The organism is Mesorhizobium sp. M0663, from assembly GCF_040320585.1.
Lineage (GTDB): Bacteria > Pseudomonadota > Alphaproteobacteria > Rhizobiales > Rhizobiaceae > Mesorhizobium.
Genome location: NZ_JAMYPX010000001.1, coordinates 382296 through 408009, shown reverse-complemented (window position 1 = coordinate 408009; position 25714 = coordinate 382296). Strand labels below are relative to the sequence as shown.

The window sequence follows — 25714 nt, the reverse complement described above, 5'->3', positions numbered from 1 at the left end:
ATGGCGTCGACAAAAAAATACGCCCCCGGTCTGGCGTCAGTCCCTCGCCTTCAGCCATCTCAAGACCAAGGCCTCCTCGTCGTCGAGCCCGGCGATCGAGCGCTTGCCTTTGTTGGCATCCGCCATTTCGTCCAGCAGCCGTCCTTCGGACCAGGCGCGGAACACTTCCGGATGGATGTAGCATTGGCGACAAACCGCGCGTGTGTTGCCGAGCCGATCGGCAACCTTGTCGATGACACTGTTCATCACCCTCTTTTGCTGCGCCTGGCTTTCCGGACGTTCGGTTTGCGCAAACAGCGACGCCGCATGGATGGTGCCGCCCCAGGTTCTGAAGTGCTTGGAGCTGAACTCCGCTCCGGCGTTCTCCCTGATATAGCGGTTGACGTCGTCTGAGCGCACCGGATGCCTGTTTCGGTCCTCGTCGAGATACTGGAACAGTTTTTGGCCCGGCAGGTCCTGCGCTCCACGCACGACCTTGGCAATCCGGCGATCGACAAGCTTCAATCTCCATTCCTTGCCGGATTTACCGATGAAGGCAAAGCGCAGGCTCGAGCCCTTGATGTCGACATGGCGGTCACGCAGCGTGGTCAGCCCAAAACTCTTGTTGTCGCGGGCATAGGCGGCATTGCCGACACGGATCATCGTGTTGTCGAGCAGCCAGACGATAGCCGCAACGACGCGTTCCAGCGGTAGGCCGTGACGGCGCAAATCGACGTCGATCTGCCGCCGCAGTTCGGGCAGGCTTTCGGCGAAGGCGATCAGGCTCGAATATTTGACGCCGTCACGCTCCTCCGCCCAGTGCGGGTGATAGCGGTATTGTTTGCGTCCGCGCTGGTCCCGACCGGTCGCCTGGATATGACCATCGGGGTCTGGCGAGATCCACACATCCGTCCAGGCCGGTGGAATGGCGAGCGCCTTGATGCGTGCCAGCGCCTCCCCGTCGACAATCCGCCCGTCGGGTCCTTTGTACGAGAACCCTTTGCCCGAACGCAGCCGGCGAATACCGGGTTCAGTGTCGGTGACATAGTTGAGCGAGGCCCGAACGGCCGAGGCTTGCGCGCCGTTCTCCAGCGCTCCGTTCTGCGGCACCCCGTTTTTTGGTGCAGCTTTCCTCACAGCCGATTGGCCAGACGACGACCCGGATTTGTCCAGCATGTCCTCTCCACGGAATTTCCGTAGATAAGCCGCTTGCCGGCTGCGGGTTCCAACGCCTCTTGATCTCTTGGTTCCAGAACAGCCTATCGACGTCGCCGTGCAACGAAGACGTGCGTCGTCACGCCTTTTCGAGCACGACCGGAATGACGTCGACCGCCTGCTCGCCGACCTGTCCACCAGTGGTTTTCAGCACGCCGACGATCGGCGCCACATCGGAGTAATCGCGGCCGTAGCCGACCGTGATATGGTCGTTGCTTGCCCGCATGCCATTGGTCGGATCGAATTCCTGCCAGCCGGCATCGCGCCCGCACCACACCTTGACCCAGGCGTGCATGGCGTCGGCGCCTTCGAGCCGCGGCTTCCCGCGCGGCGGGATGGTGCGCAGGAACCCGCTGACATAGCCCGCGGGAATACCGAGGCCGCGCAGGCCGGCGATCATGATGTGGGAAAAATCCTGGCAGACGCCGCGCTTCAGGCCAAAGGCGTCGCTGGCCCGCGTCTGCACGGTGGTCGCCTCGCCGTCATAGGTGAAATCGCGGTGAATGCGGTTGCACAGAGCCATGGCCGTGCCGACTGTCGAACTGCCGGCACTGCCTTTCGCATAGGCAGTGATTGCCGCGTCGATGCCGGCATGATCGCTGGCGGCCAGAAAGTGATGCGGCGAAGCCGGCGCCAGCGAGTGCACTGCGCCGAGTTCTTCCCTCAGCCGGCGTATGTCCGGCGATACGTCGAGCCCGGGTTCGGGCCGCGACACTGAAACACGCGCGCTCATCCTGATGTCGAGCGCATCATGCGCGTCACGAAAGGCGATCGAGGTGACACTGTTGCCGAAAAAGTCGGAAAAGTCGGAACGTTCGCTGGGCGCCGGCACAAAAGACAGTGAAGCGGCGATGACGCGCTGCACGCCAGGGATGGTCGGCGGCAGCACGCGCACTTGATGGCGGCCGCCGCCGGCCGCCGCATCATAGTCGTAACGCAGGTGAAGCCTGATGTCGTAGAGCATGCTGTCTCTACCCGAAATAGGCTTTGGCGAGGCTGTTGTAGAGCCCGCCGATTTCATTGGCGAGATCGCCGAGGGCCTTGGCCGTCATGTCCGAGGGCTCCTTGATGGCGATCGACGTGTTGAGCTGCAGGATTTCCTTGGCCGCCGGCGACATATGGCCTTCAGCGCCGACAGCGGGCAGCAGCGCGATTTCGGCTTTCAGCCGTTCGAGCTGGAAAAGGATTGAGCGCGGGTTGAGCGGATCGAGCGCCAGAAGGTCGACCACCGTGCGCCGCCCCGCCTGCACCGGATATTGCCGACGGTGCGTCATGACGCTGTCGCCGATCTCCAGCATCATGTCGAGCGCGCCTTCCGGCGCCTGGGCTCCGGTCAGCCGGGCGAGCGTGCGGGCGATCTGGATGCCGCGTTCGAGCCTGCGGCCGATTTCCAGGAAACGCCAGCCGGCAAAGCGGTACATGTTCTCGTGCAGCAGGCCGGAAAACCCGGCCAGCTTGCGCAGGATGACCGTCATTGCCCTTGTCGCGTCGTCGCCCGGCGCCACTGTCGCGGCAAATTGATGGATGGTCTTCGACAGATCCTTCAATGCCAGCCAGCCATCGGGCGAGAAGCGGTCACGGATCTGCCCGGCGCTGTAAACGGCGCTGTCCAGCGTGCCGATGAGCCCCAATGGGATTGCCGTCTCGACGTCGATGCCGAACGGCGCGAGATAGTCGCTGATATCGGCGAGCAGCGGCATCTCGGGATCGGATGTCTCGGCCAGCCGCACATGGTAGGCGCGCAGGATGCGCACCGTGTCTTCCGACCGCTCGATATAGCGGCCGAGCCATGTCAGGTTCTCAGCCGCGCGGCTGGGCAGGCTGCCGGGCAAGGTTCGGGTGAAGCTGTCGTGCTCCTGCGGCAGCAGCGTCTCGCGCTCGACCGGCCTGTCGCTGACCACCCAGACATCCGCCGCCTGGCCGCCGCGCTGCATGGCGATGGCGGTCGGGTCGAGCGAGAAGCCGACACGGGCAAAGCCGCCCGGCATCACCGTCCAGCCTTCCGGCGTCCGCGCCAGATAGACGCGCAGGCTTGCCGGCCGCGGCTCCAGCCAGCCGCCGACATAGACAGGCGTGGTCGACAGCGTCACCGCTTCCTGGCCGACGAAGTCGCCGCCGTCCCGTTCGATCCTGGCGACGAGTTCGGCCCGTTCCTCGACCGACAGCGCTGACCCGAGCTTGGTCGAGCCGTCGTCCTCGAAGGCAAGCCGCGTCGACAGCGCCGGGCCGATCACCATGCTATCGATATTGGCGAGCACATGCTCACGCTCCGTCTCCTGCCCGCACCACCATGTCGCGACCGTCGGCAGCAGCAGTTCCTCATTGCGCAGGGCGCGCGAAATCTTCGGCAGGAAGGCGAGCAGCGCGCGCGTCTCCATCAGGCCGGAACCCAGTGCATTGACGGCCGAAACCGCCCCTTGCCGGACCGCTTCGACCAGCCCCGGCGTGCCGATCTGCGAGTCCGGCCGCAATTCAAGCGGATCGGCAAAGGCGGCGTCGAGCCGCCGCCACAAGACGCTCACCGGCATCAGCCCCGAAACCGTGCGCACCATCAGCCTGCCGCCCGAGACGGTCAGGTCCTCGCCCTCGAGCAGCATGATGCCGAGATAGCGGGCGATATAGGCATGTTCGTAATAGGTTTCGTTCAGCGGTCCCGGCGTCAGGATGGCGACACGGCCGCCGGCTTGCTTGGCCATGCCGATCAGCGCGTCGCGGAAGCGACGGAAGAAGCCGGCCAGGCGGTGCACATGCATCTCGCCGTAGATGTCGGACAGCGCCCTCGTAGTGGCGACGCGGTTCTCCAGCGCGAAGCCGGCGCCCGACGGCGCCTGTGTGCGGTCGCCAAGCACCCACCAGCGGCCGTCCGGGCCACGACCGAGCTCGAAGGCGCAGAAATGCAGGAAATGGCCGCTGGCCGGCCTGGTGCCGACGACCGGCCGCAAATATTCGGGGCTGGCCGCGATCAATCCGGCCGGTAGAATGCCTTTCTCGACCAGCCGGTTCGGACCGTAAATGTCGGCGATGGTCTCCTCGAACAGATCGGCGCGCTGGACCAGGCCGGCGCTGATACCAGCCCATTCCTGCTCCTCGATCAGCAGCGGCACATGCGCCAGCGGCCATTCCCGCTCGTTGGCGCCGGCCTTGTCGTAGACGCGGTAATAGACGCCGGCATCGCGCAGGTACTGGTCGGCGCGGGCGAAGCGCTGGGCAAGCTTTTCCGGACCCAGGTCCTCCAGCGCCTCGATGAAGTGCCGCCACGCCGGCCGCGGATTGCCCGACGCATCGACCATCTCGTCGACGACGCCTTCGATCGGCTGATAGTGCTCCAGCAGACTGTGGGTTTGCGGCTTGCTGCGCAGCCTTTTGTGATTCCCCTTCGCCATGGCTGATCAGAGTCTTTGCGGCCGCCGAAGGTCAAGGGTCATCGGGAAATCTTCAGAGGCTTCTTCGTTGCGCAGCACATAGCTGGACGGCGTATGGCCACGTGGTTCGAAGCGGGCGAGCCGCCGCGCCTCCGCTTCGTTGCCGTTGACCGGGAAGGTGTCGTAGCTGCGCCCGCCGGGATGTGCCACATGGTAGACGCAGCCGCCGACCGCGCGGCCCGACCAGCGGTCATAGATGTCGAAGACCAGCGGGGTGTTGACCGGTAGCGCCGGATGCAGGCCCGACGCCGGCTGCCAGGCCTTGAAGCGCACGCCGGCCACTGCGATCTCGCGGTTGTCGGTCACCTTCATCGGCACTACGCGGCCGTTGCAGACGACGGCGTGACGCTCCGGGTTGAGCCCATCGGTCTTCACCTGCAGCCTTTCGACGGAGGAATCGACAAAGCGTACGGTGCCGCCGATCGCGCCTTGCTCGCCCATCACGTGCCACGGCTCGAGCGCCTGCCTGAGCTCCAGCTTGACGCCGGCATGCTGGACCTCGCCGCAGAACGGGAAGCGGAATTCGAGCTGGGCGTCGAACCATTCCGGACGGAACGCAAAGCCGTTCAGCTTGAGGTCGTCCAGCACGTCGAGAAAATCCCCCCAGACATAATGCGGCAGCATGAAACGGTCGTGCAGCGAGGTGCCCCAGCGCACGAAGCGGCCGTCGAGCGGGTTCTTCCAGGCCCGGGCGATGATGGCGCGCACCAGCAATTGCTGCGCCAGGCTCATGCGCGCGTTGGGCGGCATCTCGAAGCCGCGGAATTCGACCAGCCCGAGCCGGCCGGTCGGCCCGTCCGGCGAAAACAATTTGTCGATGCAGATTTCCGAGCGATGCGTATTGCCCGTCACGTCGGTCAGAAGGTTGCGGAACAGCCGGTCGACCAGCCACGGCAGGGGTGCCGCGCCCTTGTCCGGATGTGGCACCTGCGCCATCGCGATTTCGAGTTCGTAGAGCGAATCGTGGCGTGCCTCGTCGAAGCGCGGCGCCTGGCTGGTCGGGCCGATGAACAGGCCGGAGAAAAGGTAGGACAGCGACGGATGTCGCTGCCATTGCAGCACCAGGCTCTTCAACAGGTCGGGGCGGCGCAGGAACGGACTGTCATTGGGCGTGGCGCCGCCGACGACGACGTGGTTGCCGCCGCCGGTGCCGGTGTGGCGGCCGTCGATCATGAACTTGTCGGCGCCAAGCCGCGTCTGCCGCGCCTCTTCGTAGATCGCCGTGGTCGTCGCCACGCAATCCTGCCAATTCGCGGCGGGGTGGATATTGACCTCGATGACGCCGGGATCGGGTGCGACACGGATGACATTGAGGCGCGGATCGTGCGGCGGGCCGTAGCCCTCGATGTGCACCGGCAGGCCGATCGCCCTTGCCGCCTTCTCCGCCGCCGCCACCAGTTCGAGATAGTCCTCCAGCGCCTCGACCGGCGGCATGAACACACAAAGCCGTCCGTCGCGCGGCTCGACCGAAAGGGCCGTGCGCACGGCGCCGCCGATCTCGGTAATCTCCTGTTCAACGCGGTCCTGCTGGCCAGTAACGGCCGTAAAGGAGACCGCCTGCTGGCGTCGCGCCATCTCGTCGGCGCCCTCCAGTTCGGCCGCAGCGGGCGACGAAGCAGAACCGGGCAAGATCGCCTCACGCGCCGGCAGTGGTCCGCGCGGCAGCGATGGATCGACCGGGACTATGTAGGGGAACTGCGCCGGCGGCACATAGGGCAGCGTGCCGAGCGGCAGGCGGTAGCCGACCGGCGAATCGCCGGGCACCAGGAACAGCCTGCCGCGCCGCGTCTTCCATTTCTCCGAGCGCCAGCGCGGTCCGGAAGCCTGGCTGTTCCAGCGCTGGACGGGCAGCACATAGCCCGACGGCTTGGTCAGCCCGCGTTCGAACACCCGCGCCATGCGGCTGCGCTCCTCCGGATCCTCCAGCTTCGAATTGGAAGGATCGACGTTGTCAGGCAGCTTGCCTTCCTTGAGCAGCCACTCGGCCGGATCCTCATAGGCTTCGCTGACCATGGTCTTGTCGATGCCGAGTTCGTCGGCGATCGCCGTCAGCAGGCCTTCGGCCTGCTTCGGTCCGACATCCGCCTCGCTCTTTTCATGCGCGATCAGCGACGGGTCGCTCCACACCGGCTCGCCGTCGGTGCGCCAGTAGAGCGAGAAGGTCCAGCGCGGCAGGCTTTCGCCGGGGTACCATTTGCCTTGCCCGTAATGCAGGAAGCCGCCCGGCGCGAAGCGTTCGCGCAGCCGGCGGATCAGCGCGTCGGCCTTTTCGCGTTTGGTCGGCCCGACGGCGGCGGTGTTCCACTCTGCAGCCTCGAAATCGTCGATCGAGACGAAGGTCGGCTCGCCGCCCATGGTCAGCCGCACGTCGCCGGCCTGGAGCGCAGCATCGACCTGGACCCCCAGCGCGTCCAGCGCCTGCCAGCTCTCGTCGGAGAACGGCTTGGTGATGCGCGGATGCTCGGCGATGCGGTCTACCCGCATGTCGAAGCCGAATTCGACATTGGCGAAGCTCGCCATGCCGGAGATCGGCGCGGCATTGCGGAAATGCGGCGTTGCCGCGAGCGGCACATGGCTTTCGCCGGTGAGCAGGCCGGAGGTCGGGTCGAAGCCGATCCAGCCGGCGCCCGGCAGATACACCTCGCACCAGGCATGGAGGTCGGTGAAATCGGTCGCCGTGCCGGGCGGCCCGTCGAGCGCAACGAGGTCGGGTTTGAGCTGGATCAGGTAGCCGGAGACGAAACGCGCGGCGATGCCGAGGTTCCTCAGTATCTGCACCAGGAGCCAGCTGGAATCGCGGCACGACCCCTTGCCGGCGGCCAGCGTTTCCTCGGGCGAGAAGACGCCGGTTTCCATGCGCACGATATAGGCGATCTCGCGCTGCAGCCGCGCATTGAGGTCGACGACAAAATTGACGGTGTTGGTCGGGTGGCGCGCGAGGGTTTTCAGGAATGCCTCCAACAGCGGCCCCGCCGGTTCCGGCGTTCGGTAGATGGTCAGATCGTCCCGGATCTCTTCGGGGTATTCGAACGGAAACGTCTCGGCCGACGGTTCGACGAAGAAATCGAACGGATTGTAGACCGTCATGTCGGCAACGAGATCGACCTCGATCTTCAACTCCGTCACCGGCTCGGGAAAGACGAAACGGGCAAGGAAATTGCCGTAGGGGTCCTGCTGCAAATTGACGAAGTGGTTTGCCGGCCCGACCTTCAGCGAATGGCTGAGCACTTTGGTGCGGGAATGCGGCGCAGGCTGCAACCTTATGACTTGCGGGCCCAAGACGACCGGCCGGTCGTATTTGTAGTGGGTCAGGTGATAGACGGCTGCCAGAATTGCCATGGTGCCCCTGAAGTCGGCGTTTCAAAAGGAGTTCGCTGAACCCTGACACGAATGCTGACCATTCTCCAAGCAGAGATGTTGCGCTGCACCTAAATTAAGCAGCTTTCACAGCTTCACGAAACGGAGCGCCGACCTGGGATTCCGTGGCGTGGCGGCAAGACGTTGCAACGGTGCAGAGCCGAAGGCCGGCGGGTCAGCACCGGGCGCTTCCCGCCGACATTGATGTCAGCAGCACGCGCGATGCTTGGTCGAAAAGAGCTGAAAAGAAAAACCCGCCTCGGTGAGCGGGTCGTCGGTGCGAATTAGCACCATAGCGAAATTAGTAGCATAGCTGCCGGCACAAAGCAAGAACAAAATGTGGCGCCGTTGGCGAAAATTGCCGATCTCCCGCCTTGCGAGGGGAGATGCCAAGCAGTGGCGCTGGAAGCGGAGGACACCTGCCAATGCTAAAAGAACGCCTGCAACCCGGTCTGCGCCCGCCCGAGGATCAGCGCATGCACGTCATGCGTGCCCTCATAGGTGTTGACGGTTTCCAGGTTCTGGGCGTGGCGCATGACGTGGTAGCCTATCTGGATGCCATTGCCGCCATGCATGTCGCGGGCCTGGCGGGCGATGTCGAGCGCCTTGCCGCAATTGTTGCGCTTGACGAGCGAGATCATCTCCGGCGCCATCTTGCCTTCATCCATCAGCCGCCCGACGCGCAGGCTGCCCTGCAGGCCGAGCGCGATCTCGGTCTGCATGTCGGCGAGCTTCTTCTGGAAAAGCTGCGTGCCGGCCAGCGGCTTGCCGAACTGCTTACGGTCGAGGCCATACTGGCGGGCGCGGTGCCAGCAATCCTCAGCCGCGCCCATGGCGCCCCAGGAAATTCCGTAGCGCGCCCGGTTGAGGCAGCCGAACGGTCCCTTGAGACCCGAGACGTTGGGCAGCAGCGCGTCCTCGCCGACCTCGACGCCCTCCATCACCACTTCGCCGGTGATCGAGGCTCGCAGCGACAGCTTGCCGCCGATCTTCGGCGCCGACAGCCCGTTCATGCCCTTTTCCAGGACAAAGCCGCGAATCTCGTTGCCATGCGCGCCCCCACTTTCGTCGGACAACTTTGCCCAGACGACGAACACGTCGGCGATCGGCGCGTTGGAAATCCACATCTTCGAGCCGGAGATCCTGTAGCCGCTCGCGGTCTTCTCGGCCCGCGTCTTCATGCCGCCCGGGTCGGAACCGGCGTCAGGTTCGGTCAGGCCAAAGCAGCCGATCCATTCGCCCGACGCCAGCTTCGGCAGGTATTTCTTGCGCTGTTCTTCCGAGCCATAGGCGTGGATCGGATACATTACCAGCGACGACTGCACGCTCATCATCGAGCGATAGCCCGAGTCGATCCGCTCCACTTCCCGCGCGACCAGCCCGTAGGTGACGTAGTTGGCGCCGAGCCCGCCATATTCTTCCGGGATGGTGATGCCGAGCAGACCGGCCTCGCCCATTTCGCGAAAGATCCCGGCGTCGGTCTTCTCCTCGAGATAGGCTTCCTCGATCTTCGGAGCGAGCTTGTCGGCGGCAAACGCCGCGGCGCCATCGCGCACCATGCGCTCGTCCTCCGAAAGCTGGTCCTCGATCAGGAAAGGATCATCCCAGACGAATGCGTTCTTGTCGGCGGCCATGGCTCTCGGTCTCCCAAACTCATGCATGTCGCCCAAAGCTTGCCCGCGGGCCTGACCCGAGGGTGTTCGGCAGCTTGGAGATAACGACATGCATCGAAACAGAAATCTTGAAACGCGCGGCTTATCGGCTCCCGTCCTGAAAAAATCAAACGAAATAGCTTCGCCGATCCATGAGCATTGGTGATGGATGATCAATGTCGAGCGCCGCCGTCTGACCTGGCGGCGCAGCCCGGCTCGCGAAATTACTTCCGCTTCAACGCATCGGCCAAAGCGGCGCCGAACGCGCCCTGCTGCACCGGCCGCTCCGGCTGGCGTTGGGGCGCGGGCGCGCGCGGCACCGGCCTGCTGCCATTGTCGCGCGGCTTCGGTGCGCCAGCGTCGCCATCCTTGCGCATCGACAGACCGATGCGCTTGCGCTTGATATCGACGTCGACGACACGCACCTTGACCACGTCGCCGGCCTTGACCACCTCATGCGCGTCCTTGACGAAACGGTCGGCTAGTTGCGAGACGTGCACCAGTCCGTCCTGGTGCACGCCGATATCGACGAAGGCGCCGAAGGCGGCGACATTGGTGACAGTGCCTTCAAGCTGCATGCCGGGCTTCAGATCTTTGATGTCGTCGATGCCATCGGCAAAAGTCGCGGTCTTGAAGCCGGGGCGCGGGTCGCGGCCGGGCTTTTCCAGCTCCGCCAGGATGTCGCGCACCGTCGGCAGGCCGAAGCGCTCATCGACGAAGACGCGCGGATCGAGCGCCTTGAGTGCGGCGCTGTCGCCCATCAGCGAGCGGACGTCGCGCCCGCAGGCCGCAACAATCTTCTTGGCCACGCCATAGGCTTCCGGATGCACCGCTGACGCATCGAGCGGTTCGCTGCCGTTTGGAATGCGCAGGAAGCCGGCGCATTGCTCGAACGCGCGGGGTCCAAGGCGGGAGACCTTCAACAGTTCGCGACGGCTGGCGAACGGGCCGGAGGCATCGCGATGCGCAACGATCGCCTCGGCCAGCGATGCGCCGAGACCCGAAACCCGCCCCAGAAGCGGCGCTGAGGCCGTGTTGAGATCGACGCCGACGGCGTTGACCGCATCCTCGACCACCGCTTCCAGCGAGCGGCCGAGGCGGTACTGATCGACGTCGTGCTGGTACTGGCCGACGCCGATCGACTTCGGCTCGATCTTGACCAGTTCGGCGAGCGGATCCTGCAGGCGCCGCGCGATCGACACTGCCCCGCGCAGCGACACGTCAAGGCCGGGAAATTCCGCCGCCGCCGTTGCCGAGGCGGAATAGACCGAGGCGCCGGCTTCACTGACGATCACCTTGAGCGGCTTCGGCCCGGACCCGGCAGGCATGTCAGCCAGCATGTCGGCCACCAGCCTTTCGGTCTCGCGGCTGCCGGTGCCGTTGCCGATCGAAATCAGCTCGACCTTGTGCAGCCGGATGAGCTTGGCCAGTTCGGCCTGCGTGCCGCGGACATCGTTCTTCGGCGGGAACGGATAGACCGTTGTCGTCGCCAGCAGCTTGCCGGTGCCGTCCACCACCGCCACCTTGACGCCGGTGCGAATGCCCGGATCGAGCCCCATCGTCGGCCGCGAGCCGGCAGGCGCGGCAAGCAGCAAATCCTTGAGATTGCGGGCGAAGACATGGATGGCTTCTTCTTCGGCCCGCTCGCGCAGATCGCGCATCAGATCGAGCGTCAGGTGCAGCGACAGCTTTATGCGCCAGGTCCAGCCGGCGACCTCCATCAGCCAGCGGTCTCCCGGCAACTGGCGGCCGATGGCGTAGGCGTCGGCGATCATCCGCTCAACCGGTTTCACCGGAGAGGCGTCATCGGCATCGACTTCGACGTCGAGCGACAGAACCTCCTCGTTGCGGCCGCGCAGCATGGCCAGCGCGCGATGGCTCGGCACGTTGGCCCAGCGCTCGACATGGTCGAAATAGTCGGAGAATTTCGCGCCCGCCTCCTGCTTGCCGTCGACGACGCGCGACCGCAGGAAGGCGCGTTCCTTCATGTAGGTCCGCAATCTGCCGACCAGATCGGCATTCTCGGCGAACTGTTCGGACAGGATGTCGCGCGCACCCTCGAGCGCCGCCTTGGTATCGACCACGTCTTCGCTGATGTAGGCCAGCGCCAGCTCGGCGGGTACAGCCGTACGGTCGGCGAGAATAGCTTCCGCCAGAGGCCCGAGCCCGCGCTCGCGTGCGATCTCGGCCTTGGTCCGGCGCTTCGGCTTGTAAGGCAGATAGATGTCTTCGAGTTCGGCCTTGGTGCCGGCCGCAGCGATCTTTGCCTCGAGCTCGTCGGTCAGCTTGCCCTGCTCGCGGATCGAACCAAGGATGGTGTCGCGGCGCGCGTCGAGTTCGCGCAGGTAGGCCAGCCGCTCGGCAAGGTCGCGCAGCTGCGTGTCGTCGAGGCCGCCGGTGACCTCCTTGCGGTAGCGCGCCACGAACGGCACGGTCGCGCCGTCGTCGAGCAAGCCGATCGCCGCCGCAGCCTGTTCGGGCCGCGCGCCGATTTCGGCGGCTATGATGGTTGCGATGCGCTTGATGTCGGCTGCCATGTCGTACCTGTCGCTAGTCGAAACGAGCAGCGACCATAGGCGCAGAGCACTGCCGCGCCAACTGCGCCATTTTCAACCCGGCGAGAGGTCCACAGGAAAGGTCGGGCTGTCTGGATGGATCAGACCATCCGGCTCAGCGCCTCGAAGAAAGAAGTCATGTCCAGATCGAGCGGATCGTCGATCCGGTACCGGCTGCGACGACATTTTTGCGATTACCATTTCGGCCTTCGGATTGACGTAAAGCCACTGGCCGTGGATGCCGATGCCGCAGAAGGCGCCGCTTGCGGCGCCCGTCTGGTACCATTTGTTGCGGTAGCGGCCACGCTGAAACAGGAACGCCATCGTGCCGCGCCGCCAGGCCTCGGCGTCACCGCCAGTTTCGGCCGTGTCGCGCACCCAGGCTTCCGGCACGACGCGGCGGCCATTGGCCGTGCCGCCTTGCCGCATCATCTCGCCGACGCGTGCGAGGTCGCGCGGTGTCACCGAAATGCCGCCGGCGGTGCGCGCCGTTCCTTCCATGTCGACTGTCACCGAGGCATCGCCGACGGCGCCGAGCGGCGCCCATAATTTTTCGCGCATCAGATCGGCGAAGCGCCGGCCCGACGCGCGTTCGAGCAGGATGCCGAGCAGGTCGGAATTGGGCGAGCGGTAGCGGAAAGTCCGGCCATGCGGCTCGGCCAGGCCCTGCAGCGTCATGAGGAAAGTGGCCAGGCTCTCGATGCCCCCGCCTGGATTCCACAGCATGGCGCGGCGGTAGCGGGCGAAGGCGCTTTCCGGATCGAGATAGGCCTCTTCGAAATCGAGGCTGACACTCATGTCGAGCACGTGCCGCACACGCGCATCGCCATAGGCCGAGCCGGCGGCTTCGGGCAGATAGAGGCTTACCGGTGCCTGCGGATCGAAAATCCCCTCGCCTTCCAATGTGCCGGCAACAATGGCGGTCAGCGACTTGCTGATCGAAAAGACGATGTGGCGCGCCCCAAACTCCATATGCGGCGCGAACCAGTCGCCGACGAATTTGCCGCGTTTCATGATCGTCAGCGAGTCGGTATCGGAGCGCGCGAGAAACGCCGCGACCGTCTCCGCGCCGCCTGCAAGAGCGACCTTTTCGCCAAGTAGCCCGCCGAAATCCTGCGCCGGCGCCTCGCTGCTGCCCGGCTGTGCCGCCACGGCAGCGCTCGGCACCAGCTCGCCGACATTCTGGAACGACCACCGGCTGAACGGGCTTTCCCGCCAGTTGCCGAGCAGAACCTCATTGCGGCGAAAGCCGTATCTGGTCTCGAACGCGGTCTTGCCGGTCATGGTGGTCCTGCGGATTTTCTTTGAGGTTCAGGCGAGCGCAGCGGCAATGGCATGCACGGCTTTCAAGGTCGCCACCGAATAGCCGATGTTGGTGAAATCCGGATAGCTCGAAAGCTTCACCACGACCATTTTCGTATCCCAGTCGATATGGATCAGCTGCCCGAACACGCCCCGGCACATCAACGCGCGCGAGCGCGGGTCCTCGATCCAGAACTGGTTGCGGTAGCTGCCTTCCGGCAGGCTGGGACTGAAATCCGGTCCATGCCTGCCATTGCGCGTCGCCTCGATCCAGTCGGCCGGCACGATGCCGCCTCCATTGTCGAGGATCAGCTGGCCGAAGCGGCCATAATCGCGCAGCGTGGCGTTGAAGCCGCCGTCGGCGACCGCATAACCGGCGCTGTCGACAGTGAAGCAGGCGCTTTCATCGGCGCCGAGCTTTTGCCAGAGCTCTTCCGAAATCAGCTGCGCCAGCCTTTTGCCGCTCACCCGCTCCATGATGAAGGCAAGCACGTCGGTCTCGATCGAGCGGTATTCGAAGGCAGCGCCGTGCGGCCGGCTCTTTTCCTTGAGCCCCAGGATCAGTTCGAACATATGCGATGGCCAGCGGAAGGCCGGATCGCTGCCCGGCGGCACCGGCTTCCAGCCGGTGGCGACATCGACCTGGCCGATGTCGGAATAGGGGTCGGTGTATTCCTCGGAAAAGCGCACCCCGCTCGTCATGTCGAGCACATGCTGCACGCTGGCGCCTGCCCAGCCGGTCGCTTCCAGCTCCGGCAGATAGGCCGTCACCGGCAAGTCCGGATCGATCACCCCGTGCCCGACCAATATGCCGAACACCGAGCCCGTGACCGACTTCGCCATTGACTGCGACAAATGCAGCGTGCGCTCGGTCATGCCGTTGAAGTAGCGCTCATAGGCGACCTTGCTGTCCTTGAGCACGAGAAACCCGTCGGTATAGGTCTCGTCGAGCAGCCCGGCGAGCGTCGTCGGCTGCCCCATGCTGTCGCTCACGGGCAGCGCGTCGAGATCGACCTCGGCGCGCTCGAAGCGATGCCGATGGCCATTGCCGCGCCAGACTTCGACGGTCGGCAGAAATTCGCGGATGTGCTGAAACGCCCAGCGGTTCCATGGCGGCCGGTCCCAGTCGAGCTTCGGCGGCACCATCCGCGGCGGCGAACCCTGCATGATCGGCGGCGCCGGTTCGCTGTTGCGATAAGATTTCATCCAATCCCCTTGTCGCAAAGAAGGGAGGCCGAAGCCTCCCTTCGATCGATCCCACGTCGAGCCTATTTGCGCAGATTGGTCCAGATCTTGTTGTAGATCTCGACCACTTCCGGTGGGCAAGGTGGCACAAATTCCGCAGTCGGCGCACCGGCCGGCGGATTGATTTCCGGCGCGCTGGCGAAGTCCGGCGGCAGGAATTTGTGGCTCCCGGTAATGCCGTTGTCGTAACCGGCGAATTCCGAAATCAGCGCGGCGTTTTCCGGGGCCATGACGAAATCCTGAAACAGCTTCGCATTTTCAAGGTTCTTCGCGCCTTTCAGCACGGCCACATTGTCCATCCAGCCTTCGATGCCTTCCTTGGGATAGGCGTATTTGATCGCCGGAATTTTCTGGCGCGCACGATAGGTTGCGCCGTTCCACGCCTCCGTGACGATCACATCGCCCGAGGTGATCTTGGTGATGGTGTCGTAGCTGAAGGTCTTCCATGACGGCTTGGCGGCCATGAGAATGTCGTTGACCTTCTTCAGATTGGCCTTGTCGGCGCCGCAACGCGGCACACCGGCATAGCGCTCGGCCGCGTGCATCACGGTGTTGACATCGTCGAGCATGTTGATCTGGCCTTTCAACTCGTCCGGCGGGTCGAACAGGATTGCCAGCGTGTCGATGTCGCCCTTGTATTTGTCGGTGTTGACTTCGAACGCGGTGGTGCCGAACTGCCACGGCACGGTGTAGTGACGGCCTTTGTCCCAGTAGATGTCGACGAAGCGCGGGTCGAGGTTCTTGCCGTTCGGCATCGCATTGGGCTCGGTCTTTTCGAGCAGGCCCTCATCGATCATGATCTTCACGGTGTAGTCGGATGGGACGACGATGTCGTAGCCGGAATTGCCGGCGCGCACCTTCGACAGCATGGTCTCGTTGGAATCGTAGTCGTCCAGCGTCACCTTGACGTTGTATTGTTTTTCGAATTTCTCGATCAGCTTGGGGTTGGTGTAATCACCCCAATTGTAGATGTGCAGCTCACCATCGGCGAGTGCAGGTACTGCCCATAAAAGTGCTGCCGTCGAAACGGCAGCCATAAGTTTCCTAGACATCACAGTCTCCTTTGCCTTCCCATTGACTCACTTGGCGCGGCGGCGCGCGATCAGGAACGATATCGAGACGAACAGGATCGACACCAGCAGCAGGATGGTGGAGATGGCATTGATCTCCGGCGTCATCGGCCGCCTGATCTGGTTCCAGATGTAGAGGGGCAGCGTCGTCTGCCCGGGGCCGGCGACCAGCTGCGTGATGGTGAAATCGTCGAAGGAGACGATGAAGGCGAGCGCCCCACCCGACAGGATGCCGGGAACCAGCAATGGCAGCGTTATGCGCCGGAAAGCATGCCAGGGCGTGGCATAGAGATCGGCCGCGGCAGCTTCGAGCGTCAGATCCATGTCCTCGAGACGCGCCCGGATCGGCATATAGGCGAAAGGAATGCAAAAGACGGTGTGGGCGAGGATCAGATTGCCGATGCCGAAATTGAGCCCGAGAGTGCCCGCGATCAGCGCAAAGAACGAGAGCGTCGCCACCGCCGTGATGATCTCCGGAACCATCAGCGGCAGGTTGATGACCATGAAGGCGGCCGACAGCCCGCGCCACGGCTTGACCCGGGTCATGCCGATCGCCGCCAGCGTCGCGGCGATCGTCGAAATGATCGTGGCGGTGACAGAGATGATCAGCGTGTTCTTGGCGGCGTTGTGGAATTCCTGGTTGAGCAGCGCACTGCCATACCAACCGAGCCCGATGCCTTCCCAACGCGTGACCAGAGACCCGGTGTTCAGCGAGAAGATCATCAGGATCAGGATCGGCGCGTAGAGCACGCAGAGGCAGATGATGGCGATCGAGCGGAAGCCCGGTTGGTCCTTGATATCGGCGCTGCGGGGGTCAGCCATGCCTCATCTTCCCCGACGTGTTACGGACATAGAAGTAGAGCGCCACCAGCACCGCTGCCATCAGGATCAGCGCCTGCGCGCAGCCGAGCGGCCAGTTGCGCCCGGAGCCGAATTGCTGGGCGATGAGATCGCCGATCATCAGGTGGATACCGCCGCCGAGGATCAGCGGCGTCACATAGGCGCCGAGGGCCGGAATGAACACAAGCAGGCAGCCGGCGATGATGCCGGGCAGCGACAGCGGGATGATCACCCGCCATAGCACCTGCCGACGTGTCGCGTAGAGGTCGTAGGCGGCCTCGACCAGCCGGAAATCCAGCTTCTCCAGGCTGGAATAGAGCGGCAGCACCATGAACGGCAGGAACGAATAGAGCAGGCCGAGCTGGATGGCGAAGTTGGTGTAGAGCATGGTGATCGGTTTCTCGATCACCCCCAGAGCCATCAGTGCGTTGTTGATGAGGCCCTCGTCGCGGATGATGAACATGATGGCAAGAGTGCGCACCAGCAGGTTCGACCAGAACGGGATGGTGATCAGCAGCACCCACCAGTTGCGCTGCGCTGGCGGTCGCGTGGCCATGAAATAGGCTGTCGGAAAGCCGAGCAGCAGGCAGATGACCGTCGTCACCACGGCGAAGACGAACGAGCGCAGATAGATGATCAGGAAATCCGGCGTGAACTGCAGCGTGTCGTCGAAGATGTCGCGCTGGAACAGGAAGTTCAGATAGGCGTCGGTCGAGAATTGCCACTGCACGCCGCCATAGGGTGCTGCGGCAAGAAATGAATAGATGACGATGATGAGAAGCGGCAGCACGCCGAAAATGCCGATGATTATCAAAGCTGGCAACGAAAGCAGGCGGTGGCGCCTGGCGCTGGCCTTCTCCGCCTCTGCTTCGAACAATGCAGCTTGGGAAAACGCGCTCGCCATCAATCCCTCAGCACTTGCGCGGCGTCGTTGCCGATCGAGACGCCGACCTTGTCGCCCCGCTCGAAACCGCAGCCTGCGCTGCGCGTGTTCTGCTGGCGCACGGTGAAGGCTTCGCCGCTGTCCAGTTGGACATGAATATGCGTGTCGGTACCGAAATAGACGATGTTTTCGATGGTTCCGGAAAGGTCGCCCTTGCCGCTGGTCAGCTTGGCGTGTTCCGGTCTGACCACCACGGTAGCATTATCCTTCGGCTGGAAGCCTTCAGCCACGGTCGCGTCGATCGTTGCGCCGGATTTGAGGGTCGCGCGAGCCTTGCCGTTGCCGATGTCGGTGATGGCTGCGGTCAGGAAATTGGTTTCGCCGATGAAGTCGGCGACGAAGCGCTCGGCCGGCTTGTCATAGATGTCCCAGGGCGTGCCGACCTGCAGGATCTTGCCGGCCGACATCACCGCGATGCGGTCCGACATGGTCAGCGCTTCCTCCTGGTCGTGGGTGACGAAGATGAAGGTGATGCCGGTCTGGTGCTGCAGCCGTTTCAGTTCGATCTGCATCTCCTTGCGCAGCTTGTAGTCGAGCGCCGACAACGGCTCGTCGAGCAACAGCACTTTTGGCTGCGGCGCCAGCGCGCGGGCCAGTGCCACGCGCTGCTGCTGGCCGCCGGAGATCTGGCTGGTGCGGCGGCCGCTGAGCGCCTCCATTTTGACCAGCTTCAGCATCTCGGCAACGCGCGCCTTGATTTCGGCTTTCGGCTTGCCCAGCATCTCCAGCCCGAAGCCGATATTCTCGGCGACCGTCATGTGCGGGAACAGCGCATAGGACTGGAAGACGGTGTTGACCGGCCGCTTGAACGGCGGCAGCGGCGCGATGTCGTGGCCGTGCAGCAGGATTTCGCCTTCGCTGGGGAAGTCGAAGCCGGCGATCAGCCGCAGCAGCGTCGTCTTTCCGCAGCCCGACGGCCCCAGCAGCGTGAAGAACTCGTTCTCGCGGATCGACACCGAAACCGTGTCGAGAGCGGCGACTTGTGCGTCCCCGGTACCGAACACCTTGCGGACGCCGCGGACTTCGATTGCACTCTTACCCGGCTGATCCGGCACGCACTTCCCCATTTTCATGTCCGCTCTTGTTGGCGGATCCAGTTCCCATTCGATTGTCAGCATATGCCGGTCGGCTTGGCAACCATGCATCTGAATCTCGGTTCAGAACGCAAGCTCCGTGCCATCGTCAGCCCCATCATCAACCTGATGACTGATCTTGCCGCCGCAGATGGTAGTCACCGGATGCACCTTGTGTAACAAACCCGGTTCAGTTGTCTCGATATCGGCCGACAGCACCACCAGATCGGCCAGATAGCCGGTTTTCAGCCGGCCCTTGCGGTGCTCCATGAATTCGGCATAAGCGCCTTCGACTGTATAGCCCGCAAGCGCTTCCAACAGCGAGAAGCTCTGGTCGGGAACGCCGTCTGCCCAAGGTTTGCGCAGCATCGCCGCCTGAATGCCCAGGATCGGCTCGATCCGCGACACCGGCCAGTCGGAAGCGAAGACGACATGCGCACCCGCCTGCTTCAGCGTCCGCCAGGCATAGCTGAGCGGCCATCTTTCGCGGCCGATGCGCGAGAGCGTCGGCTCCAGCGGGAAGTCCATGGCGCCGGGCGGGTGCGGCGGCTGCATCGAGGCGACGACGCCGAGTTCGGCGAAGCGCGGCACGTCGGCGGCAGTGGTGACCTCGATGTGCTCGACCCGGTGCCGGCTGTCGCGTTTGCCGTTCTTCCGCTGCGCCGCCTCGTAACCGTCCAGAACCGCGCGCACCGCGCCGTCGCCGATCGAATGCACGGCGACCTGCAGCCCGCGCCGGTCGGCCTCCACCGCCACCTCGGCGAGATGCTCCGGCGTAAACAGCGGCTCACCGCGCCAGCCCGGCCGGTCGGCATAGTCGTCGACCATGACCGCGGTCCAGCCTTCCAGCACGCCGTCATAAAACACCTTGACCATGCCGGACGACAGCCATTCCGATTGGTAGGAGCTGGCCATGCTCGATGCCTTTTCCAGCCTGTCGAGCGACATGAAATTTTTGAAGTGGAACGGTATCTTGGTGCGGCAGAGCAGCCGGCCTTCCTGCTCCAACCCGGCAAGCAGTTCGAGCTGGTAGAGATTGCCGTCCATGTTCTGGATTGAGGTGATGCCGTGGCGGGCGCACCATTCCAGCCCGCGATGCATCAGGTCGCGGTCGGCCGCGATTTCAGCGGCGGAAGGGTATGGGTCGGGCTCACCGCCTGTCGCGAGGCCGAGCCGAACGCGATTCTGCCCGGAAAGCTCGAGGATCGGCCCGAACGCCTCGCCCTCGCGCAATTCGCCCGCCGCAAGGCCGTCGGCGCCCATGACGATCTCGTTGCCGGGGCCGAGTTGCTTGCCGTGCAGGATGCCTGCCAGTTCCAGCGCCTTGGTGTTGGCCCACATCGTGTGGTGATCGGAAGCAGACATGGCGAACGGCCGGTCGGGGATAATGCGGTCGAGATGATGGCGGGTGACCGGCTCTTCCTTGGAAAGGATGGTGTAGTCGACGCCGGCCCCAAGCAGCAATTTGGCGTTCGGCCGTGCCGCAGCGTAGGCGCGGATCGCGTCGCTCAGCGCATCGAAGCCATGCACGCCCTGAAGATGCAGATTGTCGAGTTCGGCCGCGCCGCCGAAAAGGTGCATATGCGCTTCGATGAAGCCCGGCACCACCGAACCGCCTTGCGCATCGATGATCTTCGTGGCCGGCCCTTTCAGCGCCTCGATCGTCCGGCGATCGCCAACCGCCAGGATGTTGCCGTCCTTTATCGCCACCGCCTCGGCCGTCGGATTGCCTTCGTCCATGGTCAGCACACGGGCATTGGTGACGATCAGGTCGGCATTTGAACTCATGATTACCCGCGGTTCGGTTGCGCTGCCGGCAGGCTAGACGACCGGCTGCCGGGCCAGCAAGCCATGGGCGGTTGGCCCAGCGCCTTGTGAAAGGCAGTGCAGGACGGTTAGGGTCGCCGCGTCTCACCACGGAACAATTTCATGAAGACTGTTTTTTCGCCTTTCCATGCCGGTCATGCCGGCAATGTCGAATTGATCGCCGGCGCCATCGTGCCGGCTTTTGAAAAGCCTTCGCGCGCCGAGTTCATCAGGGCGCGGGTGGAGAGCGAGAAGCTCGGTCCGATCCTGCCACCGGAAAGCCACGACCTCGCCGCCGCCAGGAAGGTGCATGCCAGCGACTACATCGATTTCCTGCCGACCGTGTGGCCGCTCTGGGAAGCATCGGGCCGCAGCGGTTCGGCCATTCCCTTCACCTGGCCGACGCGCGGACTGCGCGGCGACGTGCGCCCGAAAGGCATCGATGCGCTGCTCGGCTTCTACTCCTTCGACGGCGGCGCGACGTTCGTCAAAGGCACATGGGATGCGATCAAGTCGTCCTATGACGTCGCGCTGACCGCCGCCGCGCTGGTCAAGGCCGGTGAGCCTTCCGCCTTCGCCCTCTGCCGACCGCCAGGGCACCATGCAGGGGCGGCCTTCATGGGCGGCTATTGCTTCATCAACAACGCCGCCGTCGCCGCGCAATGGTTCCGCGACCGTGGCGCCGGGCGCGTTTCGATCCTCGACGTCGATTATCACCACGGCAATGGCACCCAGGAGATATTCTATCGCCGCGGTGACGTTCAGGTGCTGAACCTGCATGGCGATCCGATGACCGAATATCCCTTCTTCCTCGGCCATGCCGACGAACGCGGCGAGGGCGACGGCGAAGGCTTCAACGACAATTACCCGATGCCCTTCGGCACCGGCTGGGACGTGTGGAACGCCTCACTCGAGGACGCTTGCACGAGGCTTTCGGCTTATGCTCCCGACGTCGTCGTGGTTTCACTCGGCGTCGACACCTTCGAGAAGGACCCGATCAGCCAGTTCAAGCTGAAGACCCCCGACTACCCCAGGATCGGCCGCCGCATCGCCAGGCTCGGCCTGCCGACGCTGTTCGTCATGGAAGGCGGCTACGCCGTCGAGGAGATCGGCATCAACGCCGTCGGCGTGCTGACCGGCTTCGAGGACCGCTAGAAGCAATTCCAGGAAATAGGGCGGTTCGTCGTTTCCGTGAAACGATGAACCGCTAGAACCGCCGGCGCCTGCAAATCATGTGGCCGCGCTCGGCGCCGCAACCGGCGGAGCCGGCCTGCGCGAGCGGCCGAGGTAATAGACCGCCGCCGCTGCGATGACGCCCGCTGCCAGGATGCCCGCCGCCAGCACCGGCCGGTACCAGAACCAGGCGATGGCCATCGTCGTCGCCCCGACCAGGATCGCCAGGAAGAACGCGATGATGCCGGTACCCATCCGCGCCATGCTGCCGAGCAAAGGAATGACGTCGAGGATGACGCCGATCGGCCCGAGCAGCAGGGCAAAGCCGATGGCCAGGAGCAGCACGCCGGCGGCGCGCAGCAGCCAGGTGATCAGCGTGTTCGCGCTGACCGCTTCGGCGAACATCTTTTCCGCCGGAACATTGCCGGTGTCGACCATCAGCAACTGGTCGCCGGCGATTGTCTGGTATGGCTCGAAGCCGCCCCCCGTCTGGCGCGCGACGACGCTGACCACGCCGAGCGGCGCCAGTTCGTAGCCGATGCGGTAGTCGCCCAGCGCCGGCGACGTGGTGTTGAAACCGAGATAGATTTTTCCGTCGACGATGTTGACCCGCTTGGTGCCGGTATAGGCGGCGTCTATGGCGGCCGACTGATCGGCAGACAGTGAGAACGTCTTGTCGCCGCCGATCAGGTCCAGCACGGGCCGGTCGAGCGTGAAAGCACCGAGCTTGCCGTCCGGAATCTGGAATTGCTTGCTGTGGATCTCCATCGGCGGATTCTCGTGGCCGTCCGGCTTCTTGAACTCCGACGAATTGATCTGGCTGTCGTCCCACACCTTCGAATAGCTGTAGGTCGTCACCGTCTCCTCGCCGCCGCCCAGCTTCTTCGTCGTCTCGGATTTCTCCTCTTCTTTCCACTGGTACATCTCGGCGCCGCGCGACAGCCGCAACCCCTGCGCCGAAATACCGAAGTCCGGATCGGCAAGGCCGCTGCTCGCCGTCACCGCCCCGGTGACATGGACGAGCTTGCCGTCATTGGCGGCATCGACGCTGTCGGCGCCGACCGAGACCACCGCGCCCGATCCCTCGGCCAGCGAGCGCGCCGTCTGCACGGCCCGGCCCTCGTTCCAGAACAGGCCGATCACCATCAGCACGATCAGGAGCAGCCCGAAGACGACCCCGGCGAGCGCGCGTTTGATCCGCCCGAACCACGAGACGGACGTCACTTCCTGAAATGAATCGCTCATTATTTCCCCCATCCCCCGAAACCAGTCTCGCGAAATCCGCGCTCTGCCGCGCAGTGGCAAGCAACCAGCGTCACCCCAAACCGGGGCGGACGCCCATCCGTCTCGGCACCGGGAGCTTATCGCAATCGGCGAGCCGCCACAGTTGCGATCCGACCCGGTTTCGCGGCCGTAAAGCCCATCGCTCACCGCCAATTCATTGAATTCGTTTCCGTCAAATCGCGTTGATGTCAGATTCGTCTGCAGTTGGATTGTAGCCGAATCAGCCGTTCCTTGGGGGGCGCGGCAATCACCAAAGCTTGATGGTCCGCAACTATTCCGGAATCAGATCGGCTAGTGGGCAATGCTCCACCAGCAGGCTCTTGCAGAGTGCGTAGTCTTCGTACGCGAAAACACCTTGGTGCGCCCGTAACCCCGTTGCGTGACGTGGTGCGGCAGACGGCGAACGACAATGCGGGCAAGGCGAGGCATGCGATCAATCCGAACACAGAGCCTGTCGGTTGGGCAGCAAAAAGTGCACCATCATCGTAGTTCGATTCGGACGGATCTCAGTATAAAAAGGAGAGATATAGGAAAAATAAATAAGACAATAAATCCATATATGCTGCCGGCTATCAAAAATACGTTCTCATATGGGTAAAATGTAGTTATTAGACAAGCGATAATATACAATACTACGTTCTTTTCATACAATTTGTCACCAAGTATGTTCAACATAAGATATGTGTACAAAATAGCACATGTAAATATTTGTATTAAAGCCAGGCCGCTCATGCTCGCAAGCGGTCTAAAAAATACGTGAGGTATAGCCACTATGAGAATGGCAATCGACATCACCTTGAGAGCTCGCGCTTTCATTTCAGTCCCTCGGTAATTTCCTTCTGGCAATTTTCCTACGTACGGACCGCAGTTTGATCAAGTCCGAGCTGTGGAGCCTGAAGGGCCGAATTACCTTCATGCCAGCATCTGAATCGGCGCACGCAGTGACGTGCGCTGACCGGCTCCGCACTCGTTATCTTGTTGTTGGACCATGATGTTTTTCCAGAATGCGTTCGCCCTTTGCGAAATGATGTTCTATTTTTTGAACCCACGGCTTGCGGGGCCGATTGATCGGAAGAACAAACGCATTTGAGCCCGGGACAGCATTTATGAACGACGACACACCGGAAAGCGAAAGCGCCTCGGCGCTGGCGCCGTTCCGGCACGGCATCTTCCGGGCGGTGTGGTCCGCCAGCCTCGTCTCCAATTTCGGTGGCCTCATCCAGGGCGTTGGCGCCGCCTGGATGATGACGACGATCGCCACCTCGTCCTACCAGGTGGCATTGGTCCAGGCCTCGACCACCTTGCCGATCATGCTGTTTGCGCTGCTGGCCGGCGCCATCGCCGACAGCTTCAACCGGCGCAAAATCATGCTGATCGCGCAGATCTTCATGCTCGTCGTCTCGGCTCTTCTGACCGTCTTCACCTATCTCGACCTGATGACGCCGTGGACGCTGCTCGCCTTCACCTTCCTGATCGACAGCGGCACCGCGCTCAACAGCCCGTCCTGGCAGGCTTCGGTCGGCGACATGGTGCCTCGCACCAAGGTGCCGGCGGCGATCGCGCTCAACTCGATGGGCTTCAACCTGACGCGCAGCGTCGGCCCGGCGATCGGTGGCATCATCGTTGCCGCGGCAGGCGCTGCCGCGGCCTTCGCCGTCAACACGCTGAGCTATGTCGGCCTCATCGTCGTGCTGGCCCGCTGGAAGCCGGAACTGCCGGCATCGACCTTGCCGCGCGAGACGCTGGGCGCCGCAATGGGCGCCGGCCTGCGCTACGTCGCCATGTCGCCCAACATTGGCAAGGTGCTGGTCAGGAGCTCGGCTTTCGGCTTCAGCGCCGGCGCGGTCCTGGCGCTGCTGCCGCTGGTCGCGCGCGACGTCGTCAAGGGCGATGCCTTGAGCTACGGCATCATGCTCGGCGCCTTCGGCATCGGCGCCGTCGGCGGCGCGCTGATCAGCGTCAGGCTGCGGCTGCTGCTGTCCAGCGAAACCATGGTGCGCATGGCATTCGCCGGTTTCGCCGTCTGCGCCTTCAACGCCGCCGTCAGCAATCATGCCTGGCAGACGTCGCTCGGCCTGCTGCTCGGCGGCGCCTGCTGGGTGACCGCGCTTTCGCACTTCAACGTCACCGTGCAGATGTCGACGCCGCGCTGGGTGGTCGGCCGCGTGCTTTCGGTCTACCAGACCGCGACCTTCGGCGGCATCGCGCTCGGCAGCTGGGTCTGGGGTGTCGTTGCCGACGCGCATGGCGCCGAAGTCGCCCTGATGGCGGCCAGCGTCGCCATGCTGGCGGGAGGCGCCATCGGCCTGCTGCTGCCGCTGCCGCAGCAGGCGGTGCTCAACCTCGACCCGCTCAACCGCTTCCAGGAGCCGCATCTGGCGCTTGATCTCAAGCCGCGCAGCGGTCCCATCGCCATCATGATCGAATATGTCATCCGCAACGAGGACGTACCGGAATTCCTCGCCACCATGGCCGAGCGCGGCCGCATCCGCCGACGTGACGGCGCCCGCAACTGGACATTGGCGCGCGATCTCGAAAATCCGTCGATATGGATCGAGCACTACCACACGCCGACCTGGGTCGAATATATCCGCCACAATCGGCGCGCCACCTACGCCGACGCGGTCATCGGCGAGCGCATAAGGGCGCTGCACAGCGGCAACGAGCCACCGCGCGTCCGCCGCATGATCGAGCGCCCGACGACTGCCGGCACGGCGCTGGTGATGCCGAAGGGACCGATCGAGCATTAAAGCATTTTGCAGCCAAGTGGAATCACTTGACGTCGCAGAAATGCGGTT

General features: G+C 63.7%; 15 protein-coding genes and 1 pseudogene. 2 read left to right on the top strand and 14 right to left on the bottom strand.

Annotated elements, in window-relative coordinates; translation table 11 throughout:
- Positions 1-36 precede the first annotated feature (36 nt).
- The 13 genes and pseudogenes from NKI54_RS01975 to NKI54_RS01915 form a co-directional block, all read right to left on the bottom strand.
- Positions 37-1155: a DNA topoisomerase IB gene (locus NKI54_RS01975; protein ID WP_352690513.1), complete on the bottom strand. Its 1119-nt coding sequence runs from the start codon at positions 1153-1155 to the stop codon at positions 37-39.
- 118 nt (positions 1156-1273) lie between these two features.
- On the bottom strand, positions 1274-2158 hold the full coding sequence (locus NKI54_RS01970) for a transglutaminase family protein (protein WP_352448166.1): 885 nt from the start codon (positions 2156-2158) through the stop codon (positions 1274-1276).
- 7 nt (positions 2159-2165) lie between these two features.
- On the bottom strand, positions 2166-4577 hold the full coding sequence (locus NKI54_RS01965; RefSeq protein ID WP_352454108.1) for a circularly permuted type 2 ATP-grasp protein: 2412 nt from the start codon (positions 4575-4577) through the stop codon (positions 2166-2168).
- A gap of 6 nt (positions 4578-4583) precedes the next feature.
- Positions 4584-7955 carry a transglutaminase family protein gene (locus tag NKI54_RS01960; RefSeq protein WP_352568092.1) on the bottom strand — a complete coding sequence of 1124 codons (3372 nt, stop codon included), beginning with the start codon at positions 7953-7955 and terminating at the stop codon, positions 4584-4586.
- A gap of 446 nt (positions 7956-8401) precedes the next feature.
- On the bottom strand, positions 8402-9607 hold the full coding sequence (locus NKI54_RS01955) for an acyl-CoA dehydrogenase (RefSeq protein ID WP_352682571.1): 1206 nt from the start codon (positions 9605-9607) through the stop codon (positions 8402-8404).
- A gap of 242 nt (positions 9608-9849) precedes the next feature.
- Entirely contained in the window at positions 9850-12162 is a 2313-nt protein-coding gene (locus NKI54_RS01950; RefSeq protein ID WP_023675457.1) for a Tex family protein, read from the bottom strand.
- A 119-nt stretch (positions 12163-12281) separates the two neighbouring features.
- Positions 12282-13464 (bottom strand): annotated as a pseudogene (locus NKI54_RS01945) (serine hydrolase domain-containing protein).
- Positions 13465-13491: 27 nt separating this feature from the next.
- On the bottom strand, positions 13492-14688 hold the full coding sequence (locus tag NKI54_RS01940; RefSeq protein WP_352633613.1) for a serine hydrolase domain-containing protein: 1197 nt from the start codon (positions 14686-14688) through the stop codon (positions 13492-13494).
- Positions 14689-14750: 62 nt separating this feature from the next.
- Entirely contained in the window at positions 14751-15779 is a 1029-nt protein-coding gene (locus NKI54_RS01935) for an extracellular solute-binding protein (RefSeq protein WP_352568095.1), read from the bottom strand.
- Between the two features lie 27 nt (positions 15780-15806).
- Positions 15807-16619 carry an ABC transporter permease gene (locus NKI54_RS01930; RefSeq protein ID WP_023675453.1) on the bottom strand — a complete coding sequence of 271 codons (813 nt, stop codon included), beginning with the start codon at positions 16617-16619 and terminating at the stop codon, positions 15807-15809.
- Positions 16612-17541, bottom strand: a complete 930-nt coding sequence (locus NKI54_RS01925) for an ABC transporter permease (protein WP_023675452.1) — start codon at positions 17539-17541, stop codon at positions 16612-16614. The genes NKI54_RS01930 and NKI54_RS01925 overlap by 8 nt, the downstream gene beginning before the upstream one ends.
- Positions 17541-18635 (bottom strand): ABC transporter ATP-binding protein, encoded by a 1095-nt coding sequence (locus tag NKI54_RS01920; protein WP_352586923.1) that lies wholly within the window; start codon positions 18633-18635, stop codon positions 17541-17543. Before NKI54_RS01920 ends, NKI54_RS01925 begins: the two co-directional genes overlap by 1 nt.
- 102 nt (positions 18636-18737) lie before the next feature.
- Entirely contained in the window at positions 18738-20441 is a 1704-nt protein-coding gene (locus NKI54_RS01915; RefSeq protein WP_352633616.1) for an amidohydrolase, read from the bottom strand.
- A 141-nt stretch (positions 20442-20582) separates the two neighbouring features.
- On the opposite strand from NKI54_RS01915, the gene NKI54_RS01910 reads away from it, so the two are divergent.
- Entirely contained in the window at positions 20583-21614 is a 1032-nt protein-coding gene (locus tag NKI54_RS01910) for a histone deacetylase family protein (protein ID WP_352633618.1), read from the top strand.
- Positions 21615-21689: 75 nt separating this feature from the next.
- Here the strand turns inward: NKI54_RS01910 and NKI54_RS01905 are convergent, their stop codons facing one another.
- A complete protein-coding gene (locus NKI54_RS01905; RefSeq protein WP_352633620.1) occupies positions 21690-22877 on the bottom strand; it encodes a TMEM43 family protein in 1188 nt (395 codons plus the stop codon).
- A 1145-nt stretch (positions 22878-24022) separates the two neighbouring features.
- Here NKI54_RS01905 and NKI54_RS01900 point away from each other — a divergent pair.
- Positions 24023-25666 (top strand): MFS transporter, encoded by a 1644-nt coding sequence (locus tag NKI54_RS01900; protein ID WP_352690511.1) that lies wholly within the window; start codon positions 24023-24025, stop codon positions 25664-25666.
- Positions 25667-25714: the final 48 nt, after the last annotated feature.